General features: G+C 71.3%; 15 protein-coding genes. 5 read left to right on the top strand and 10 right to left on the bottom strand.

Annotated features, from left to right (window positions below; translation table 11 throughout):
* The 3 genes from IM725_RS02225 to IM725_RS02215 all read left to right on the top strand — a co-directional run.
* A partial coding sequence (locus tag IM725_RS02225) for a universal stress protein (protein ID WP_193778931.1) occupies positions 1–345 on the top strand: 345 nt, incomplete at its 5' end.
* Positions 342–3,026, top strand: coding sequence for a bifunctional acetate--CoA ligase family protein/GNAT family N-acetyltransferase (locus tag IM725_RS02220; protein ID WP_193778930.1), 2,685 nt, complete (start codon positions 342–344; stop codon positions 3,024–3,026). The genes IM725_RS02225 and IM725_RS02220, both read left to right, overlap by 4 nt.
* Positions 3,027–3,070: 44 nt before the next feature.
* Positions 3,071–3,619: a hemerythrin domain-containing protein gene (locus IM725_RS02215; protein ID WP_193778929.1), complete on the top strand. Its 549-nt coding sequence runs from the start codon at positions 3,071–3,073 to the stop codon at positions 3,617–3,619.
* Positions 3,620–3,634: 15 nt separating this feature from the next.
* On the opposite strand, the gene fnr is transcribed toward IM725_RS02215, so the two are convergent.
* Positions 3,635–4,393: a fumarate/nitrate reduction transcriptional regulator Fnr gene (gene fnr / locus IM725_RS02210; RefSeq protein WP_193778928.1), complete on the bottom strand. Its 759-nt coding sequence runs from the start codon at positions 4,391–4,393 to the stop codon at positions 3,635–3,637.
* Between the two features lie 103 nt (positions 4,394–4,496).
* Between fnr and hemN the strand changes: the two genes are divergently transcribed.
* Together hemN and IM725_RS02200 are read left to right on the top strand one after the other, a co-directional pair.
* Positions 4,497–5,879, top strand: coding sequence for an oxygen-independent coproporphyrinogen III oxidase (gene hemN / locus IM725_RS02205; RefSeq protein ID WP_193778927.1), 1,383 nt, complete (start codon positions 4,497–4,499; stop codon positions 5,877–5,879).
* A gap of 1 nt (position 5,880) precedes the next feature.
* Complete coding sequence (locus IM725_RS02200) at positions 5,881–6,561, top strand: sulfite exporter TauE/SafE family protein (RefSeq protein WP_193778926.1); 681 nt, start codon at positions 5,881–5,883, stop codon at positions 6,559–6,561.
* An 18-nt stretch (positions 6,562–6,579) separates the two neighbouring features.
* On the opposite strand, the gene IM725_RS02195 is transcribed toward IM725_RS02200, so the two are convergent.
* From IM725_RS02195 to IM725_RS02155, 9 genes are all read right to left on the bottom strand, one after another.
* Positions 6,580–7,938, bottom strand: coding sequence for an MBL fold metallo-hydrolase RNA specificity domain-containing protein (locus IM725_RS02195; protein ID WP_193778925.1), 1,359 nt, complete (start codon positions 7,936–7,938; stop codon positions 6,580–6,582).
* A 54-nt stretch (positions 7,939–7,992) separates the two neighbouring features.
* Positions 7,993–8,733, bottom strand: a complete 741-nt coding sequence (locus tag IM725_RS02190; RefSeq protein WP_193778924.1) for a hypothetical protein — start codon at positions 8,731–8,733, stop codon at positions 7,993–7,995.
* Positions 8,734–8,856: 123 nt separating this feature from the next.
* Positions 8,857–9,957 (bottom strand): NAD(P)/FAD-dependent oxidoreductase, encoded by a 1,101-nt coding sequence (locus tag IM725_RS02185; RefSeq protein WP_193778923.1) that lies wholly within the window; start codon positions 9,955–9,957, stop codon positions 8,857–8,859.
* Positions 9,958–9,968: 11 nt separating this feature from the next.
* On the bottom strand, positions 9,969–10,298 hold the full coding sequence (gene fdxA, locus IM725_RS02180; RefSeq protein ID WP_193778922.1) for a ferredoxin FdxA: 330 nt from the start codon (positions 10,296–10,298) through the stop codon (positions 9,969–9,971).
* Positions 10,299–10,363: 65 nt separating this feature from the next.
* Positions 10,364–11,620 carry a sulfate adenylyltransferase subunit 1 gene (locus tag IM725_RS02175; RefSeq protein WP_193778921.1) on the bottom strand — a complete coding sequence of 419 codons (1,257 nt, stop codon included), beginning with the start codon at positions 11,618–11,620 and terminating at the stop codon, positions 10,364–10,366.
* Positions 11,620–12,552: a sulfate adenylyltransferase subunit CysD gene (gene cysD / locus IM725_RS02170; RefSeq protein ID WP_193778920.1), complete on the bottom strand. Its 933-nt coding sequence runs from the start codon at positions 12,550–12,552 to the stop codon at positions 11,620–11,622. Before cysD ends, IM725_RS02175 begins: the two co-directional genes overlap by 1 nt.
* Positions 12,549–13,280 carry a phosphoadenylyl-sulfate reductase gene (locus IM725_RS02165; RefSeq protein WP_193778919.1) on the bottom strand — a complete coding sequence of 244 codons (732 nt, stop codon included), beginning with the start codon at positions 13,278–13,280 and terminating at the stop codon, positions 12,549–12,551. The genes cysD and IM725_RS02165 overlap by 4 nt, the downstream gene beginning before the upstream one ends.
* Positions 13,280–13,663 carry a DUF934 domain-containing protein gene (locus tag IM725_RS02160; RefSeq protein WP_193778918.1) on the bottom strand — a complete coding sequence of 128 codons (384 nt, stop codon included), beginning with the start codon at positions 13,661–13,663 and terminating at the stop codon, positions 13,280–13,282. The genes IM725_RS02165 and IM725_RS02160 overlap by 1 nt, the downstream gene beginning before the upstream one ends.
* Positions 13,663–15,486: a nitrite/sulfite reductase gene (locus IM725_RS02155; RefSeq protein ID WP_193778917.1), complete on the bottom strand. Its 1,824-nt coding sequence runs from the start codon at positions 15,484–15,486 to the stop codon at positions 13,663–13,665. Before IM725_RS02155 ends, IM725_RS02160 begins: the two co-directional genes overlap by 1 nt.
* Positions 15,487–15,688 lie beyond the last annotated feature (202 nt).

Here is a 15,688-nt window from a genome sequence, read left to right as displayed (position 1 = left end):
GCGCTGTACGTCATCGATCCCTACCCCTACCTGGGCGTGGGGGAGGCCAGCGCCGTCGGCTTCCAGGCCTACATGGCCAGCGCCTACGAGCACGCGAGTGCGGCCCATGCCCGCGTGCAGGCGCTGTGCGCCACCGGCGACCCGGTGGACCTGCAACTGCGGCGCATCGAGGACGCCAGCGCCCCCGAGGGCATCCTGCAGGCGGCGCGCGACGAGTCCGCCGACCTGGTGGTGGTCGGCTCGCACGGGCGCAGCGGCCTGCAGCGGCTGATGGTCGGCAGCGTCGCCGCCCGCGTGGTGGCGCAGTCGCCGGTGCCGGTGCTGGTCGCGCGGGGCCACGCATGAGCGTGCGTCACCTCGACGCGCTGCTGCACCCGGCCTCGGTGGCGGTGATCGGCGCGTCGAGCCGCCCGGGCAGCCTGGGCGCCGTGGTGCTGCGCAACCTGCGCGGGGGCGGTTTTGGCGGCCCCCTGTGGGCAGTCAACCCGCACGCCAGCGGCATCGAGGGCATTCCCTGCGTGCCGGACGTGGCCTCGCTGCCCGAGGCGCCTGGCCTGGCGGTCATCTGCACGCCGGCGCCCAGCGTGCCGGGCCTGGTGGCCGAGCTGGGCGCCAAGGGCTGTCGCGCGGCCGTGGTGCTGAGTGCCGGCCTCAAGGCACCGGCCAGCGACGGCGGCCCCAGCCTGGAGCAGGCGATGCTGGACGCGGCCCGGCCCTACCTGCTGCGCGTGCTGGGACCCAACTGCATCGGCCTGCTGGTGCCGGGCATCGGCCTGAATGCCAGCTTCGCGCCGGCCAATGCGCTGCCGGGCCAGCTCGCCTTCGTCACCCAGTCCGGCGCGCTGGCCACGGCCATGCTCGACTGGGCGCGCGGACGCGGCATCGGCTTCTCGCATTTCATTTCGCTGGGCGACAGCGCCGACGTCGATTTCGGCGACGTGCTGGACTACCTGGCCAGCGACAGCGGCACACGCGCCATCCTGCTCTACGTGGAGTCGGTGAAGCTGGGCCGCAAGTTCATGTCGGCGGCGCGCGCGGCCTCGCGCAACAAGCCGGTGATCGTGGTGAAGTCCGGCCGGGCGCCCGAGGGCGCGCGGGCGGCGGCCTCGCACACCGGTGCGCTGGCCGGCTCCGATGCAGTGTTCGACGCCGCGGCGCGGCGCGCCGGCATGCTGCGCGTGGACACGCTGGAGGCCCTGTTCGATGCCGCCGAAACCCTGGCCCGCGTCCGGCCCCTGCAGGGCGAGCGGCTGGTGGTGGTGACCAACGGCGGCGGCGCCGGCGTGCTGGCGGCCGACGCGCTCAGCCTGGCCGGCGGCAAGCTGGCCACGCTGGAGCCGGACACCCTGGCGGCGCTCAGCGCCTGCCTGCCGGCCACCTGGTCGCGCGGCAACCCGGTGGACATCATCGGCGACGCCCCGGTGCAGCGCTACCAGGACGCCCTGCGCGTGCTGGTGGCCGCGCCCGAGGTGGACGGCATCCTCTTCATCCACGCGCCCACCGCCATGGTGCCGGCGCCCGACATCGCCCAGGCCTGCCTGCCCCTGCTGGCCCAGGTGCGCAAGCCGGTGCTGGGCTGCTGGCTGGGCGGGCCCGCGGTCGCGGCCGCGCAGGCGGCCTGGACGGGCGCCGGCGTGCCCTGCTACGACACGCCCGAGCGCGCCGCGGCGGCCTGGATGCAGCGTGCCACGCATGCGCGCAACCAGCTCGCGCTGTCGCAGGTGCCGCCGGCCGCGCTGCCCGGCTTCCAGCCGGCCCGCGCGCAGGCGCTGTCGCTGGTGCACGAGGCCGTGGTCGAAGGCCGTGAATGGCTGGACGAGGTGGCGGCCAAGGCGCTGCTCGCGGCCTACGGCATCCCCACCGTGGACACGCGCCGCGCCCACGACGCCGACGAGGCGGCGCGGCTGGCGACGCGGATCGGCTTTCCGGTGGCGTTGAAGGTGATCTCGCCGCAGATCGTGCACAAGAGCGACGTGGGCGGCGTGGCGCTCAACCTGAACAGCGCCGACGAGGTGCGCAGCGAGGCGCTGCGCATGCGCCAGCGCCTGGCCCGCCACAGCCCGGACGCGGTGGTGCAGGGCTACGCCGTCGAGGCCATGGCGCAGCGCCACGGTGCGCGCGAGCTGATTGCCGGCCTGGCAACCGACCCGGTCTTCGGGCCGGTCGTGCTGTTCGGCCGCGGCGGCATCGACGTCGAGCTGTCGGCCCAGCACGCGGTGGCCCTGACGCCGCTCAATCCCCTGCTGGCCCGCGACCTCGTCGAGCGCAGCGGCGCGGGGCCGCTGCTCGCGCCCAGCCGTGGCCGGCCCGGGGTCGACCTGGCGGCCGTCGCCGACACGCTGCAGAAGCTCTCGCTGCTCGCCTGCGACCTGGACGAGGTGCTGGAGCTGGACATCAACCCGCTGCTGGCCGACCCCTCGGGCGTGCTGGCGCTGGATGCCCGGGTGCGGCTGTCCACCGGCCTGCGCGGGCGCCGCGCCGCCCCGGCCATCCGGCCCTACCCGGAGGACCTGGAGGAGATGCTGGTGGCCGCCGGGGCGCAGTTCCGCGTGCGGCCCATCCGGCCCGACGACGCCTGGCGCCTGGGCGAGTTCTACGCCGGCGCCACGCCGGCCGACATGCGGCTGCGCTTCTTCCTGTCGCGGCGCGAGGTGCCGCACTCGGAGCTGGCGCGCTACAGCCAGATCGACTACGACCGCGACATGACCTTCATCGCGGTGGAGGCCGGCGAGGACGAGGCGGGCGCCCGCATGGCGGGCGAGGTGCGCGCCGTCTGCGACCCCGACAACGAAACCGCCGAATTCGCGATCCAGGTCGCCACGCCCTGGCAGAACCGCGGCCTGGGGCTGGCCCTGCTCACCAAGATGCTGGGCTACCTGCGCTCGCGCGGCGTGCAGCGCGTGATCGGCGAGTGCCTGCCGGAGAACCGGCTCATGCTGGCCCTGGCCCAGCGCCTGGGCATGACCGTGCGCGCCGGCGAGGAAGTGATGCACCTGCACCTGGAACTGGCCGCCCCCGGACCTTGACGCCTGTCAAGCGGCGCGGCCGTGGCCGCGCCTAGAGTGCGTCCATGGACCCCACCGCCACCTCCCCGGGCACGGACGGCGCCATGCCGCTGCAGGACTTCTCCGCGGCGCATGCTGGCCTGCTCGCGGGCATGCGCCGCTTCCTGGACCTGCCGGCGCTGGCGCAGGCCGCGCAGAGCGCGCGCACCCTGGCCGAGCAGACCCTGCGCCTGCTGGACGAGGCCGTCAGCGGCCACCATGCCGACGAGGAAGGGGAGCTCTTTCCCGCCGTGGTGCGCAGTGCCCGCCACGGCGTGGAGCAGGAGCGCGTTCGCGGCATCGTGGCGCAACTGGTCGAGGAGCACCGCGACATCGAGGACCTGTGGCGGCGCCTGCGGCCGCAGGTGCAGCACCTGGCCCAGGGCCGGCCGGCGCACCTGCGCCGGGAGGCCGTGGACCTGCTGGCCTCGGTCTACGACGCGCATGCCCGCTTCGAGGAGCGCGAGTTCCTGCCGCTGGCGCGGGAGATCCTCTCGCGCAACCCCGACCACATGGAGGCGCTGGGCCTGGCCCTGCACCTGCGGCACCTGCCGCTACCGAATTTCTACCTCTGAGCCCGCGGCACGCGCTCAGTTGCAGCCGGGGTGATTCACCAGCCGGTGCAGCGCCTCGGCGTCCAGGATGCGCAGGTGGCGGTGGTGGACCTCGATGGTGCCTTCTTCGGCGAAGCGCGAGAAAGTGCGGCTCACGGTCTCCAGCTTCAGCCCCAGGTAGCTGCCGATCTCCTCGCGCGTCATGCGCAGGACCAACTCGGACCGCGAGAAGCCGCGTGCATGCAGGCGCTGCACCAGGTTCAGCAGGAAGGCCGCCAGCCGCTCCTCGGCCCGCATGCTGCCCAGCAGCAGCATGACGCCATGCTCGCGCACGATTTCGCGGCTCATGATGCGGTGCACATGGTGCTGCAGCGCATTCACCTCGCGCGACAGCTCGCCCACCTTGTCGAAGGGCATCACGCAGACCTCGGCGTCCTCCAGGGCCACCGCGTCGCAGGTGTGGCGGTCGCCCACGATGCCATCCAGGCCGATGATCTCCCCAGCCATCTGGAAGCCGGTGACCTGGTCGCGCCCGTCCTCGGCGGTGACGCAGGTCTTGAAGAAGCCGGTGCGTATCGCGTACAGCGAGGTGAAGGCTTCGCCCGAGCGGAACAGCGCCTCGCCCCGCTTGAGGCGGCGCCGGGTTGCGACCAGCTCGTCGATGCGTTCCAGGTCCGCCGGCGAGAGGCCAGCGGGCATGCACAGCTCGCGCAGGTTGCAGTTGGAGCAGGCGACGCTGAGCGTGGCCGCGCCGGGCGTGCGGGACTTCTCGGAGGGGTGGGTGCTGGGGTTCATGACTTGTGTCAAATTCTCCGGGCCGCGGCCTGGGGCGGCTTGACAAAAGTCAAACTCGGGCAGGGGCCCTGGCAGCACAGTTGCCAGCAACGCCCGAAAACCCATGAAAATCGTTACGCCAGAGCTGTTGCGCCGCTTCGATGTCCCCGGCCCGCGCTACACCTCCTACCCCACCGCCGACCGCTTCGTCGAGGCCTTCGGGCCGGCCGACATGGCCCATGCCCTGGCCCAGCGCCGCGCCGGGCCGGCCGCCCTGGTGCTGCCGCTCTCGCTCTACGTGCACATCCCCTTCTGCGAGTCGCTGTGCTACTACTGCGCCTGCAACAAGATCATCACCAAGAAGCACGAGCGCGGCGCCGCCTACCTGGACGACCTGGAGCGCGAGATCGCGCTGTACACCGCGCACCTGGGCATCGGCCAGTCGGTCAGCCAGCTGCACCTGGGCGGCGGCTCGCCCACCTTCCTGTCCGACGAAGAGCTGACCTGCCTGATGGCCATGATCCGCCGCAGCTTCCAGCTGGTGCCGGGCGGCGAGTACTCCATCGAGATCGACCCACGCACCGTGGACGAGAACCGGCTCGCGCACCTCGCCAGCCTGGGCTTCAACCGCGTCAGCTTCGGCGTGCAGGACTTCGACCCGCAGGTGCAGCAGGCGGTGCACCGCGTGCAGCCGGCCGCGCAGGTGTTCGAGCTGATGGCGGCGGCGCGCCGCATCGGCTTCGAGTCCGTCAACGTGGACCTGATCTACGGGCTGCCCAAGCAGACGCCCGAATCCTTCACGCGCACGCTGGCCCAGGTGGCCGAGCTGCGGCCGGACCGCATCGCGCTGTATGCCTATGCCCACCTGCCGGACCGTTTCAAGCCGCAGCGCCGCATCCTTGCCGCCGACCTGCCGTCGGGCGGCGACAAGCTGGGCATGCTGGGCCAGGCGCTGGACGCCTTCCAGGAGGCCGGCTACGACTACATCGGCATGGACCACTTCGCGCTGCCCAACGACGCGCTGGCCGTCGCCAAGCGGCAGGGCCGGCTGCACCGCAACTTCCAGGGCTACAGCACGCAGCCCGATTGCGACCTGATCGGCCTGGGCGTCTCCGCCATCGGCAAGATCGGCGCCACCTACAGCCAGAACGCCAAGACGCTGGAGGAATACAGCGACACGCTGGCGCAGGGCCGGCTGCCCATCGTGCGCGGCCTGGCGCTCACGCGCGACGACCTGGCGCGGCGCGCCGTCATCATGGCGCTGATGTGCCAGGGCCAGGTGGTGTTCGAATCCATCGAGGTGGCCTGGCTGCTCGACTTCCGCCAGTACTTCGAGGCCGAGCTGGACCAGCTCGCCGAGTACGAGCGCATGGGCCTGGTGCGCGTGGACGACGCGGGCGTGCAGGTCACCCCGGCGGGCTGGTACGTGGTGCGCGCCGTGGCCATGGTGTTCGACCGCTACCTGCAGGCCGACCGCAACCGCGCGCGCTTCTCGCGCATCATCTGAGATGTCCACCACGCTGGCCGGGGCCGCGCTGCTCATGGGACTGGCCGGTGGCCCCCATTGCGCAGCCATGTGTGGCGCCGCCTGCGGCGGCATCGTGCGGCTGCCGGGCCGGCGTCCGGCGCCGGCCATGCTGCAGTTCCAGCTCGGCCGCCTGCTCGGCTACGCCACGCTGGGCGCCGTTGCGGCGCAGGCCGTGGGCAGCTTCGCCTGGCTGGCGCAGAACACCGCCGCGCTGCAACCCGTCTGGACCCTGTTCCATGTCGCCGTGCTCGGCTGGGGCCTGGCGTTGCTGCTGCTGGCGCGCCAGCCGGTCTGGGTGAGCGCCGCCGGGCGCAGCGTCTGGTCGCGCGTGCGGCCGCTGGCCGCGCGCCGGGGCGGCGTGCTGGCCGCAGGTGCGCTCTGGGCCTTCATGCCTTGCGGCCTGCTGTATTCCGCGCTCCTCGTAGCCTCGCTGAGCGGCTCGGCGCAGGGCGGCGCCCTGGCCATGGCCTTGTTCGCGCTGGGCAGCGCGGTGTCGCTGGCCCTGGCCCCGGCGCTGCTGCTGCGCCTGCAGCAGGCCGGCGACCGCCTGCGCCGCGACTGGGGCACGCGGGCCGCGGGCGGGCTGCTGGTGGCCGCCGCCGGGTGGTCCCTGTGGATGGACGTGGCGCACAAGCTGGCCGCCTGGTGCGGCTTCGCCTGAGCCGCACCTCTCCCCGCCTCAGTCCAGCGCCACGCGCTCCAGGTAGTAGGGCAGCTTGCACGTCCAGCGCAGCTCGCGCTCGATGCGCTGGCGCAGGGCATCGGCCGCGGCCGGCTCGCCGTGGGTGACGAAGGCCGCGCGCGGGGCCTTGCCGAGCTGCTTCATCCAGGCCATGAGCTCGTTCGCATCGGCGTGGGCCGACATGTCGTCCAGGCGAGCGACCTCCGCGCGGATCGGGATCTCCTCGCCGTGGATGCGCACGCGCGGCGCGCCGTCCACGATGGCCGCGCCGCGGGTGCCGCCGGCCTGGTAGCCGACGAAGAGCAGGGTGTTGCGCTCGTGCGGCGCGAAGGCCTTGATGTGGTGGACCACGCGGCCGCCGGTGGCCATGCCGCTGGCGGCGATGATGATGGCCGGCATGCGCAGGCTGTTCAGGGCCTCGGATTCGGCCCCCGTCTCGACGATGCGCACGTCACGGCAGGCGACCACGCACTCCTCGTGCGTGAGGCGCAGTTCTTCCGGGTACTTCCAGTAGACCTGGGTCGCGGCCGCGGCCATGGGGCTGTTGAGGAACACCGGCAGGTCCGGGATCAGCTGGCGCTGCTTGAGCAGGTGGATGGCGTGGATCAGCGCCTGGGCGCGGCCGACCGCGAAGGCCGGGATCACCAGCACGCCACCGCGTGCGGCGGTGCGCTTGATGACCGCCGCCAGCCCGGGCAGCGGGTCGGCATCGGGGTGCACGCGGTCGCCGTAGGTGGACTCCACCACCAGGTAGTCGGCCGCCGGCACCGGCTCCGGGGGGCGCAGCACCAAGTCCTGCGGGCGCCCGAGGTCGCCCGAGAACAGGATGGAGCGCTGGCCGTCGTCGAAGCGAGCGAAGGCCGAGCCCACCATGTGGCCGGAGTGGGTGAGCGTGGCCTTCAGCCCGGGCAGCGGCTCGAAGGCCGCGCCGGGGGCCACGGGCCGGAAGTGGTGCAGCGAGCGCAGCGCATCGTCGCGCGTGTACAGCGGCAGCGCCGGCTCGTGCTTGCTGGCGTGGTGGCGGTTCAGGTACTCCGCCTCCTCCTCCTGCAGGTAGCCCGAATCCGGCAGCATGATGCGGCACAGGTCGTGCGTGGCGGGCGTGCAGTACACCGGCCCGGTGAAGCCCTCGCGCACCAGCAGGGGCAGGTAGCCGCTGTGGTCGATGTGCGCGTGCGTCAGGACCACCGCGTCGATCGAGGTGGGCGGCACGGGCAGGTCCGCCCAGTTGCGCAGTCGCAGGGTCTTGTAGCCCTGGAACAGGCCGCAGTCCACCAGCAGGTGGCGGTCGCCGTGGCGAAGCAGGTACTTGGATCCGGTGACGGTGTCGGTGGCACCCAGGAATTGGAGCTGCATGCGCCTATCTTGCCGCAAGCCGCGCCGCCGCACGCTTGCGTCAGGTCAAGCGCCTCAGAGCTTGGGCGTGGGGGTGGGCTCGCGGCAGCCGAAGATGCGCTCCTGCTCGCCGGTGGGCAGGTCGCGCACGTCGCTGGACGGGCCATCGCCCGCCTTGAAGGGGAACCAGGTCATGAAGGCGCTGAGGCCGTCGCCGCCCTCGCGCTGCACGGACAGCTTCACCACCTTGGGGTCGATGCGGTGCGTGAGGTCCTGGCGCAGCGCCTGCAGCTGGCCGTCCGTGAACACGCCCGGCACGTTGACCGCGATCGAGGTCAGCAGCCAGGCCTGGCGTTCGCCCACCATGCGCCCCGGTACCGCGCGGAAGTACAGCGCCCAGCTGCCGGTGCCCGGCGGCGGGCTGGCCGGCTGGGCCACGAGGCCCGCGGCACGGCAGGCCCGCAGGGGCCCCTTGAGCAGCGCGGCGTGGATGGCGGGGGTGAGCGGCGTGTCGTAGCGGTCGTATTCGGTGATCACCCGCTCGTCCAGGATCAGCTTGAACGCGTCGTCGTGGATGGGCCCGAACATGGGCCGCAGGCCGCGCTCGAAGCTGCCCCGGTCCAGGAACTGGCTGCGCGTGCGCTTGAGGGGGTGGGTGAGCGCCCCCGGCGGGTACTTGGCCAGCTCGTCGCCCAGGCAGTAGCCGCCCATGCACTCGTGGCCGCTCAGCGCCGGCATGGGGCGCAGGTCGGCGGCCGCGGCAAGGCCGGCGGCAGCGAGCAGGAGGGCGGTGAGGAGTGTTTGGCGGCCTGGCATGGGGTCCTCCATCGGAGGGCGATGGCAGGATGATCCGCCAGGCCCGGCGGCGCGGGAAGTAGCCGTTGGCCTAAGGGCTTAGGGCCCTGGTGCGCCCGGCTTAGGGAAATGGCCTGCGGCGGCCTAGTCGAAGACCGGGCTTTCCACGCCCAGCACCTTGTGCAGCTTGGGCGAGGTGGTGGTGTACTGCAGCATCACCTTCTTGTCGGGAAAGACGAAGGGCGCGGCGCCGAAGGCGGCCAGCGCGCACTCGTGGAAGCCCGAGAGGATCAGCTTCTTCTTGCCCGGGTAGGTGTTGATGTCGCCCACCGCGAAGATGCCGGGCACGCTGGTCGAGAACTTCTCGGTGTCCACCACCAGCTGCTTGCGCTCGATGGCGAGGCCCCACTCGGCGATGGGCCCCAGCTTGGGCGACAGGCCGAAGAAGACCAGCAGCATGTCCAGCGGCACCACCCGCGTGACGGCGTCGCTGCCCGTCACCTTGACGCCGGTGAGCCGACCCGCGCGTTCCTCGTAGCCGGTCACCTGGCCGACGATGAACTGCATCTCGTACTGGTCGCACAGGGCGCGCATGCGGGCCACCGAGGCGGGCGCGGCCTGGAAGCCGTCGCGCCGGTGCACCAGGATCACGCTCTCGGCCTTGTCGGGGCCTTCCTGCGCGAAATGCAGCGCCCAGTCCAGGGCGGAGTCGCCGCCGCCCACGATGACCAGGTTGCGGCCCTTGAAATCGGCCGGGTTCCTGACCCGGTAGTGCAGCTGGGTGCCGGCGAACTGCTCCAGCCCGTCGACCTTGAGCGTGCGCGGCTCGAAGGCGCCCACGCCGCCGGCGATGAACACCGTCTTGGACAGGAAGCGCGTGCCCCGGCTGGTTTCGATGAAGAAGCGCCCGTCGTCTTCCCTGCGCACGCCGGTGACCGTCTGGCCCAGGTGGAAGGTGGCGCCGAAGGGCTCGATCTGCTTGAGCAGCGCCTCCGTCAGCTCCTTGCCGGTGCACACGGGGATGGCCGGGATGTCGTAGATCGGCTTGTCGGGGTACAGCTCCACCGGCTGGCCGCCGGGGTAGCCCAGCGAGTCGATGACGTGGGCCTTGATCTCGAGCAGCCCCAGCTCGAACACCTGGAACAGGCCCACCGGCCCCGCACCGATGATGACCGCGTCGGTCTCGATCGGGCCGTCGTGGGCGGCGGCGGTGCTGCGCACGGCGTCGCTGGCGGGGGCGTCCATCCCGGAAAAACTCAGCGGATCAGCTCGGAGAGCTTGCCCGTCTTGTCCTTCCACTCGTCGGCGTCGGGCAGCGCGGGCTTGCGCTTGGTGATGCTCTTCCAGCCCGGCGCGCGCGACAGCTCGGCGTTCAGGGCCGTGTAGGCGACCTGGTCGGCCGGCACGTCCTCTTCGGCGTAGATGGCATTGACCGGGCATTCCGGGATGCACACCGCGCAGTCGATGCACTCATCGGGGTCGATGACGAGCATGTTCGGGCCTTCGCGGAAACAGTCCACGGGGCAGACGTCCACACAATCGGTGTATTTGCAGCGGATGCAGGCTTCGGCGACGACGTGGGTCATGGTGCGGCAAAGATTCGGGTAACCCCCGATTTTAGGGGCAGGACAGGGGCAGGGATTGCGTCAACTCAACGAACCAGCACCGCGCCCGAGGTCTTGTGGGTGGCGGTGTCGACCAGGATGAGCGAGCCCAGCACGCGCGACGTGGCGTAGGGCTGCACGGCCAGCGGCTCCTGCAGCTGCAGCTCGACGTGGCCGATGGCGTTGGGCACCAGCCGGTCGGCGTCCGCCTCGGCCAGGGTGTGGATGTCCAGGCTGTGGACAATGCGGCGCACCTTGGCCTTGACCCAGCGGTGGCCGTGCAGCGCCCAGTAGGCGCGGCCGGCCACCAGCGGCTCGTCGTCCATCCAGGCCACGGTGGCGGCGATCTCGCGCGTGCCTTCCGGGGTGGCGGGCGCCACGATCCAGTCGCCGCGGGACACGTCAACCTCGCGGTCCAGCACGATGCCGGCGCTGTGGCCGGCCGGCACCTCGCGCGGCTGGCGCACGTGGTCCAGCACCTGGGCCACCACGGCCGACTGGCCACTGGGCAGCACCTTCACCGCATCGCCGGGACGGACCTGGCCCGAGGCCACGCGGCCCCAGAACACGCGTCGGCCCTGCGTGGTGTCGCTGGAGCCGGAGAACTTCTCGACCCACTGCACCGGGAAGGCGAAGGCGCCGCTGGCCTCGGCCGGCGTGACGGGCAGCGTCTCCAGCAGCTGCAGCAGGGAGGGGCCCTGGTAGCCGCACCAGCCCGGCTCCTGGGCGACCACGTTGTGGCCCTCCAGGGCGGAGATGGGCACGATGGCCGTGACGGCGATGCCCGCGGCGCCGGCGAAGGCCAGCAGCGCATCACGGATGTGGGCGAAAGCCAGGGCCGGGTCCTGCACGGCGTCCAGCTTGTTCACCGCGAACACCACGGAGGGCACGCGCAGCAGGTTCACCAGCAGCGAATGGCGGCGCGTCTGCGGCAGCAGCGCCAGGCCGGCGTCCTGCCACTGCAGCTTGGTGGCATCCACCAGCACCACCGCGGCGTCGGCGCTGGACGCGGCCGTCACCATGTTGCGGGTGTACTGCTCGTGGCCGGGCGCGTCGCCGATGATGAACTTGCGCGCCGGCGTGGCGAAGTAGCGGTAGGCCACGTCGATGGTGATGCCCTGCTCGCGTTCGGCCGACAGGCCGTCGGTCAGCAGCGCCAGGTCGGTCTGGCCCGAGCGCTGCACGCCGGCCAGCTGGTCCTGCAGCACGGCCTTGGTGTCCACCAGCAGGCGGCCGATCAACGTGCTCTTGCCGTCGTCGACGCTGCCGCAGGTGATGAACCGGAGTGCGGATTCGCCGCTCATCAGAAATACCCGTCCTTCTTGCGCTTTTCCATGGAGGCGTCCGAGGTCTTGTCGTCCATGCGCGTGGCACCGCGCTCGCTCACCTCGGCCGCCAGCGTTTCCACCACCACCTCGGCGGCGCTGCTGGCGTCGCTTTCGACCGGGCAGGTGCAGGTGATGTCACCCACGGTGCGGAAGCGCACGGTGCGCGTCTGCACCACCTCGCCGTCGCGCGGCGGGGTGAGTTCGGTCACTGGCACCAGCAGGCCCTTGCGCTCCACCACCTCGCGCTGGTGCGCGTAGTACAGCGAGGGCAGGGCGATGGCTTCGCGCTCGATGTACTGCCACACGTCCAGTTCGGTCCAGTTGGAGATGGGGAACACGCGGAAGTGCTCGCCGGGTGCGAGGCGGGTGTTGAACAGGGTCCACAGCTCGGGCCGCTGGGCCTTGGGCTGCCATTGGCCGAAGCTGTCGCGGTGGGAGAAGATGCGCTCCTTGGCGCGGGCCTTCTCCTCGTCGCGGCGGGCGCCGCCGATCAGCGCGTCGAAGCGGAATTCCTCGATGGCTTCCAGCAGCGTGACCGACTGGTGCACGTTGCGCGACTCGCCCGGGTGGGCCAGGCGCACCGTGCCGCGCTTCATGGAATCCTCCACGCTGCGCACGATCAGCTCGGCCCCCAGCTCCTTCGCGCGGTGGTCGCGGAAATCCGTGACCTCGTGGAAGTTGTGGCCGGTGTCTATCATCAGCAGCGGGTAGGGGATGCGGCCGCGGCCGAAGGCCTTCTCGGCGCATCGCAGCAGCACCAGCGAATCCTTGCCGCCGGAGAACAGCAGCGTGGGCCGCTCGAAGGCCGCGGCGACTTCGCGCAGGATGAAGATCGCCTCTTCCTCGAGCGCGTCGAGCTGCTGGTTGGACAGCCGCTGCAGCAGTTGGGTTTCGACGCGCGCGTTCATGCGGTTTCTTTCTCGTTCGTGTCGGTCTTCACGTGCAGGCCGCATTCCTTGGCGGACTCCTGCTCCCACCACCAGCGCCCGGCGCGGAAGTCCTCGCCCAGGCTGATGGCCCGGGTGCAGGGCGCGCAGCCGATGCTGGGGTAGAACTCGTCGTGCAGCGGGTTGTAGTCCACGCCCTCGGCCTGGATGTAGTGCCACACGTCGCCCCAGGTCCAGTCGGCCAGGGGGTTGATCTTGCTGCGCTCGCCGTCGGGCTCGATGAAGGGCACCTCGGCACGGGCGCCCGACTGTTCGCGGCGCAGGCCGGTGATCCAGGCCTTGTGGCCCGCCAGCGCGCGCTGCAGGGGCTCGATCTTGCGGATGTAGCAGCAGGCCTTGCGAAGGTCCAGGCTGCGGTACATGGCGTCCTCGCCCTCGCGGGCCACGAAAGCGATCACCTGCTCCTGGACCGGGCTGTACACCTTCACCGCGGCGCGGCTGCTGGCGCGGGTGCGCTCCAGCAGGGCCAGGGTCTGGGGGTGCAGCTTGCCGGTCTCCAGCACGAAGACGGGAATGTCCAGTTCGAGCGCGTTGATGAGGTGGGTGATGACCACGTCTTCGGCGCCCAGGCTGGAGGCCTGGGTCACGGGCGCGAACTCGGCGGCGGCGCGTCGCAGCAGCGCCTTCGTCGCCTCCAGCTTGGCGGCGAAGTCACGCGACGCGCGGGCGTGCAGGTCGATGGCACCCATCAGGCCACCCCGCGCGCGAACAGCGGATTGGGCTCGCGCACGTCGCCCTGGTAGAAGGCCGGGTAGCGGGCGAACTGGCGCTGGGCCACCGCCGGGTCGCGGCCTTCCTTCAGCACGGCGCTGGTGAAGCCGCTGCGCTGCATCTGCACCAGCTGGTCCACCAGCACGTCGCCGGTGGCGCGGATGTCGCCGGCAAAGCGCAGGCGGCGGCGCAGCAGCAGGGCCTGGCTGAAGGCGCGGCCGTCGGTGAACTTGGGGAACACCAGCTCCACGCGGTCCACGCCGGCGAGGTCCAGGGTGCGTACGTCGGTGTCGTTCGCGACCTGCAGCACGCGCAGGCCGGCATCGCCCTCGGGGGCGGTGAGCAGTTGGAAGCCGTCCATCACGCCACCTCCCGCTCGGCGATGCGGGCGCCGTTGGCGGCGGCCTTGAAAGGCTCCAGCCCGGTGCGGCGCAGGGTACCGATGAAGGTCTCGGCCTTGCCGTCCGGCCCCGTTTCGCGCAGCTGCAGGTAGGTCGTGATCACCGCCTCCACCACCTCGGGCACTTCGGCCGCCGAGAAAGAGGGGCCCACCACCTTGCCCGGCACCGCGGCGCCGGAGAGGTGGGAGCCGTCGGCGCCGCCCAGCGTCACCTGATACCACTCCTTGCCGTCCTTGTCGACGCCCAGGATGCCGATGTGGCCGGCGTGGTGGTGGCCGCAGGAGTTGATGCAGCCGGAGATGTTGAGGTCGATCTCGCCGATGTCGTGGAGCTCGTCCAGGTCCTGGTAGCGCTGGGTGATCGCCTCGGCGATCGGCAGCGAGCGGGCGTTGGCCAGCGAGCAGAAGTCGCCGCCCGGGCAGGCGATCATGTCGGTCAGCAGGCCGATGTTGGCGCGTGCCAGGCCCAGCTTGCCGGCCGCCGCCCAGAGCTCGGGCAGGTCGTCCTGGTGCACCCAGGGCAGCACCAGGTTCTGGTGGTGGGTGACGCGCGCTTCGCCGGCGGAGAATCGGTCGGCCAGGTCGGCCGCGCCTTCCAGCTGCGAGGCGTCGGCATCGCCCGGGGCCTGGCCCAGGCGCTTGAAGGACAGCGTCACAGCGCGCAGCTGCGGGTCGCGGTGCGCGTGCACGTTGCGCTCCAGCCAGCGCTGGTAGGCCGGGTCGGCCTCGGCGTCGGCCTTCACGATGGCGTGCAGCTGGGCGTCGGCGCCGGTGCGCACGCGCTGCACGCTGGGCACGACGAAGTTCTGCGCCATGCGCTCGTAGGCTTCGCGCGTGATGGTGTGGGGCGCGCCGTCCTGCTCGACGATCTCGCGGTATTCGGCCTCGACGGCGTCGATGAAGCGCTGGCCCTCGGCCTTGACGAGGATCTTGATGCGCGCCTTCCAGACGTTGTCGCGGCGGCCGTACTGGTTGTAGGTGCGGATCACCGCCTCCACATAGTTCAGCATCTGGTCCCAGGGCAGGAACTCGCGCACCACGGTGCCGATGATGGGCGTGCGGCCCATGCCGCCGCCCACGCGCACGCGAAAGCCCAGTTCGCCGGCCTCGTTCTTCACGAGCTGCAGGCCGATGTCGTACCAGCCCAGCGCGGCGCGGTCTTCGGTGGCGCCGTTGATCGAGATCTTGAACTTGCGCGGCAGGAAGCCGAACTCGGGGTGCAGCGTGCTCCACTGCCGCAGGATCTCGCAGAAAGGCCGCGGATCGGCGATCTCGTCGGGCGCGATGCCGGCGAGCTCGTCGCTGTTGATGTTGCGGATGGTGTTGCCGCTGGTCTGGATGCCGTGCATGTTGACGGACGCCAGCAGCTCCATCACGTCGGCGCTCTTCTCCAGCGGGATCCAGTTGAACTGCACGTTGGTGCGGGTGGTGAAGTGGCCGTAGCCGGTCTTGAGCCGGGTGACCACCGGCGTGCCGCCGCGCACCGGCACTTCGCCGAGTTCGAGCTGGCGGGCCTGGGCGTCGCGCAGCAGCTCCGGCTTGGGCTGGTCGTACTCGCGGGCGACCTTCGCCAGCACGCGCAGCTGGGCGCTGGAGATCTCGCCGTAGGGCACGGCCACGCGCAGCATGGGCGCATAGCGCTGGATGTACCAGCCGTTCTGCAGCCGCAGGGGCCGGAACTCGTCGTCGGGAAGCTCGCCGCGCAGGTGGCGCTCGAGCTGGTCGCGGAACTGCTGTGCACGCAGGCGGACGAACTGGCGGTCGAATTCTGTGTATCGGTACATGGCGTGGAGGCCCGGTTTCAGGCGAGGACGCACTGTACGGGCGGGCCTTATGGATCCAAACTAATTTTTGGTTCACGCCTTATGCGGATAAGCATATGCGCCAGCACTGGCGCGGCTTTCCGGCCGATCCAAGGCGCGAACAGGATAAGAAGCGGCCAGCTCATCCGGGCACGGGGCGCCGCCCGACTCTGTTACAAAGCAA

The organism is Ramlibacter aquaticus, from assembly GCF_015159745.1.
Lineage (GTDB): Bacteria > Pseudomonadota > Gammaproteobacteria > Burkholderiales > Burkholderiaceae_C > Ramlibacter > Ramlibacter aquaticus.
The sequence above is the reverse complement of the archived record's forward strand: the minus strand, read 5'-3'. Positions and strand labels throughout refer to the sequence as shown.

Bases quoted from the DNA above. Each gene is read 5' to 3' on its own strand.
- IM725_RS02220 (WP_193778930.1), top strand. From the start codon at position 342: ATGAGCGTGCGTCACCTCGACGCGCTGCTGCACCCGGCCTCGGTGGCG.
- IM725_RS02215 (WP_193778929.1), top strand. From the start codon at position 3,071: ATGGACCCCACCGCCACCTCCCCGGGCACGGACGGCGCCATGCCGCTG.
- fnr (WP_193778928.1), bottom strand. From the start codon at position 4,393: ATGAACCCCAGCACCCACCCCTCCGAGAAGTCCCGCACGCCCGGCGCG.
- hemN (WP_193778927.1), top strand. From the start codon at position 4,497: ATGAAAATCGTTACGCCAGAGCTGTTGCGCCGCTTCGATGTCCCCGGC.
- IM725_RS02200 (WP_193778926.1), top strand. From the start codon at position 5,881: ATGTCCACCACGCTGGCCGGGGCCGCGCTGCTCATGGGACTGGCCGGT.
- IM725_RS02195 (WP_193778925.1), bottom strand. From the start codon at position 7,938: ATGCAGCTCCAATTCCTGGGTGCCACCGACACCGTCACCGGATCCAAG.
- IM725_RS02190 (WP_193778924.1), bottom strand. From the start codon at position 8,733: ATGCCAGGCCGCCAAACACTCCTCACCGCCCTCCTGCTCGCTGCCGCC.
- IM725_RS02185 (WP_193778923.1), bottom strand. From the start codon at position 9,957: ATGGACGCCCCCGCCAGCGACGCCGTGCGCAGCACCGCCGCCGCCCAC.
- fdxA (WP_193778922.1), bottom strand. From the start codon at position 10,298: ATGACCCACGTCGTCGCCGAAGCCTGCATCCGCTGCAAATACACCGAT.
- IM725_RS02175 (WP_193778921.1), bottom strand. From the start codon at position 11,620: ATGAGCGGCGAATCCGCACTCCGGTTCATCACCTGCGGCAGCGTCGAC.
- cysD (WP_193778920.1), bottom strand. From the start codon at position 12,552: ATGAACGCGCGCGTCGAAACCCAACTGCTGCAGCGGCTGTCCAACCAG.
- IM725_RS02165 (WP_193778919.1), bottom strand. From the start codon at position 13,280: ATGGGTGCCATCGACCTGCACGCCCGCGCGTCGCGTGACTTCGCCGCC.
- IM725_RS02160 (WP_193778918.1), bottom strand. From the start codon at position 13,663: ATGGACGGCTTCCAACTGCTCACCGCCCCCGAGGGCGATGCCGGCCTG.
- IM725_RS02155 (WP_193778917.1), bottom strand. From the start codon at position 15,486: ATGTACCGATACACAGAATTCGACCGCCAGTTCGTCCGCCTGCGTGCA.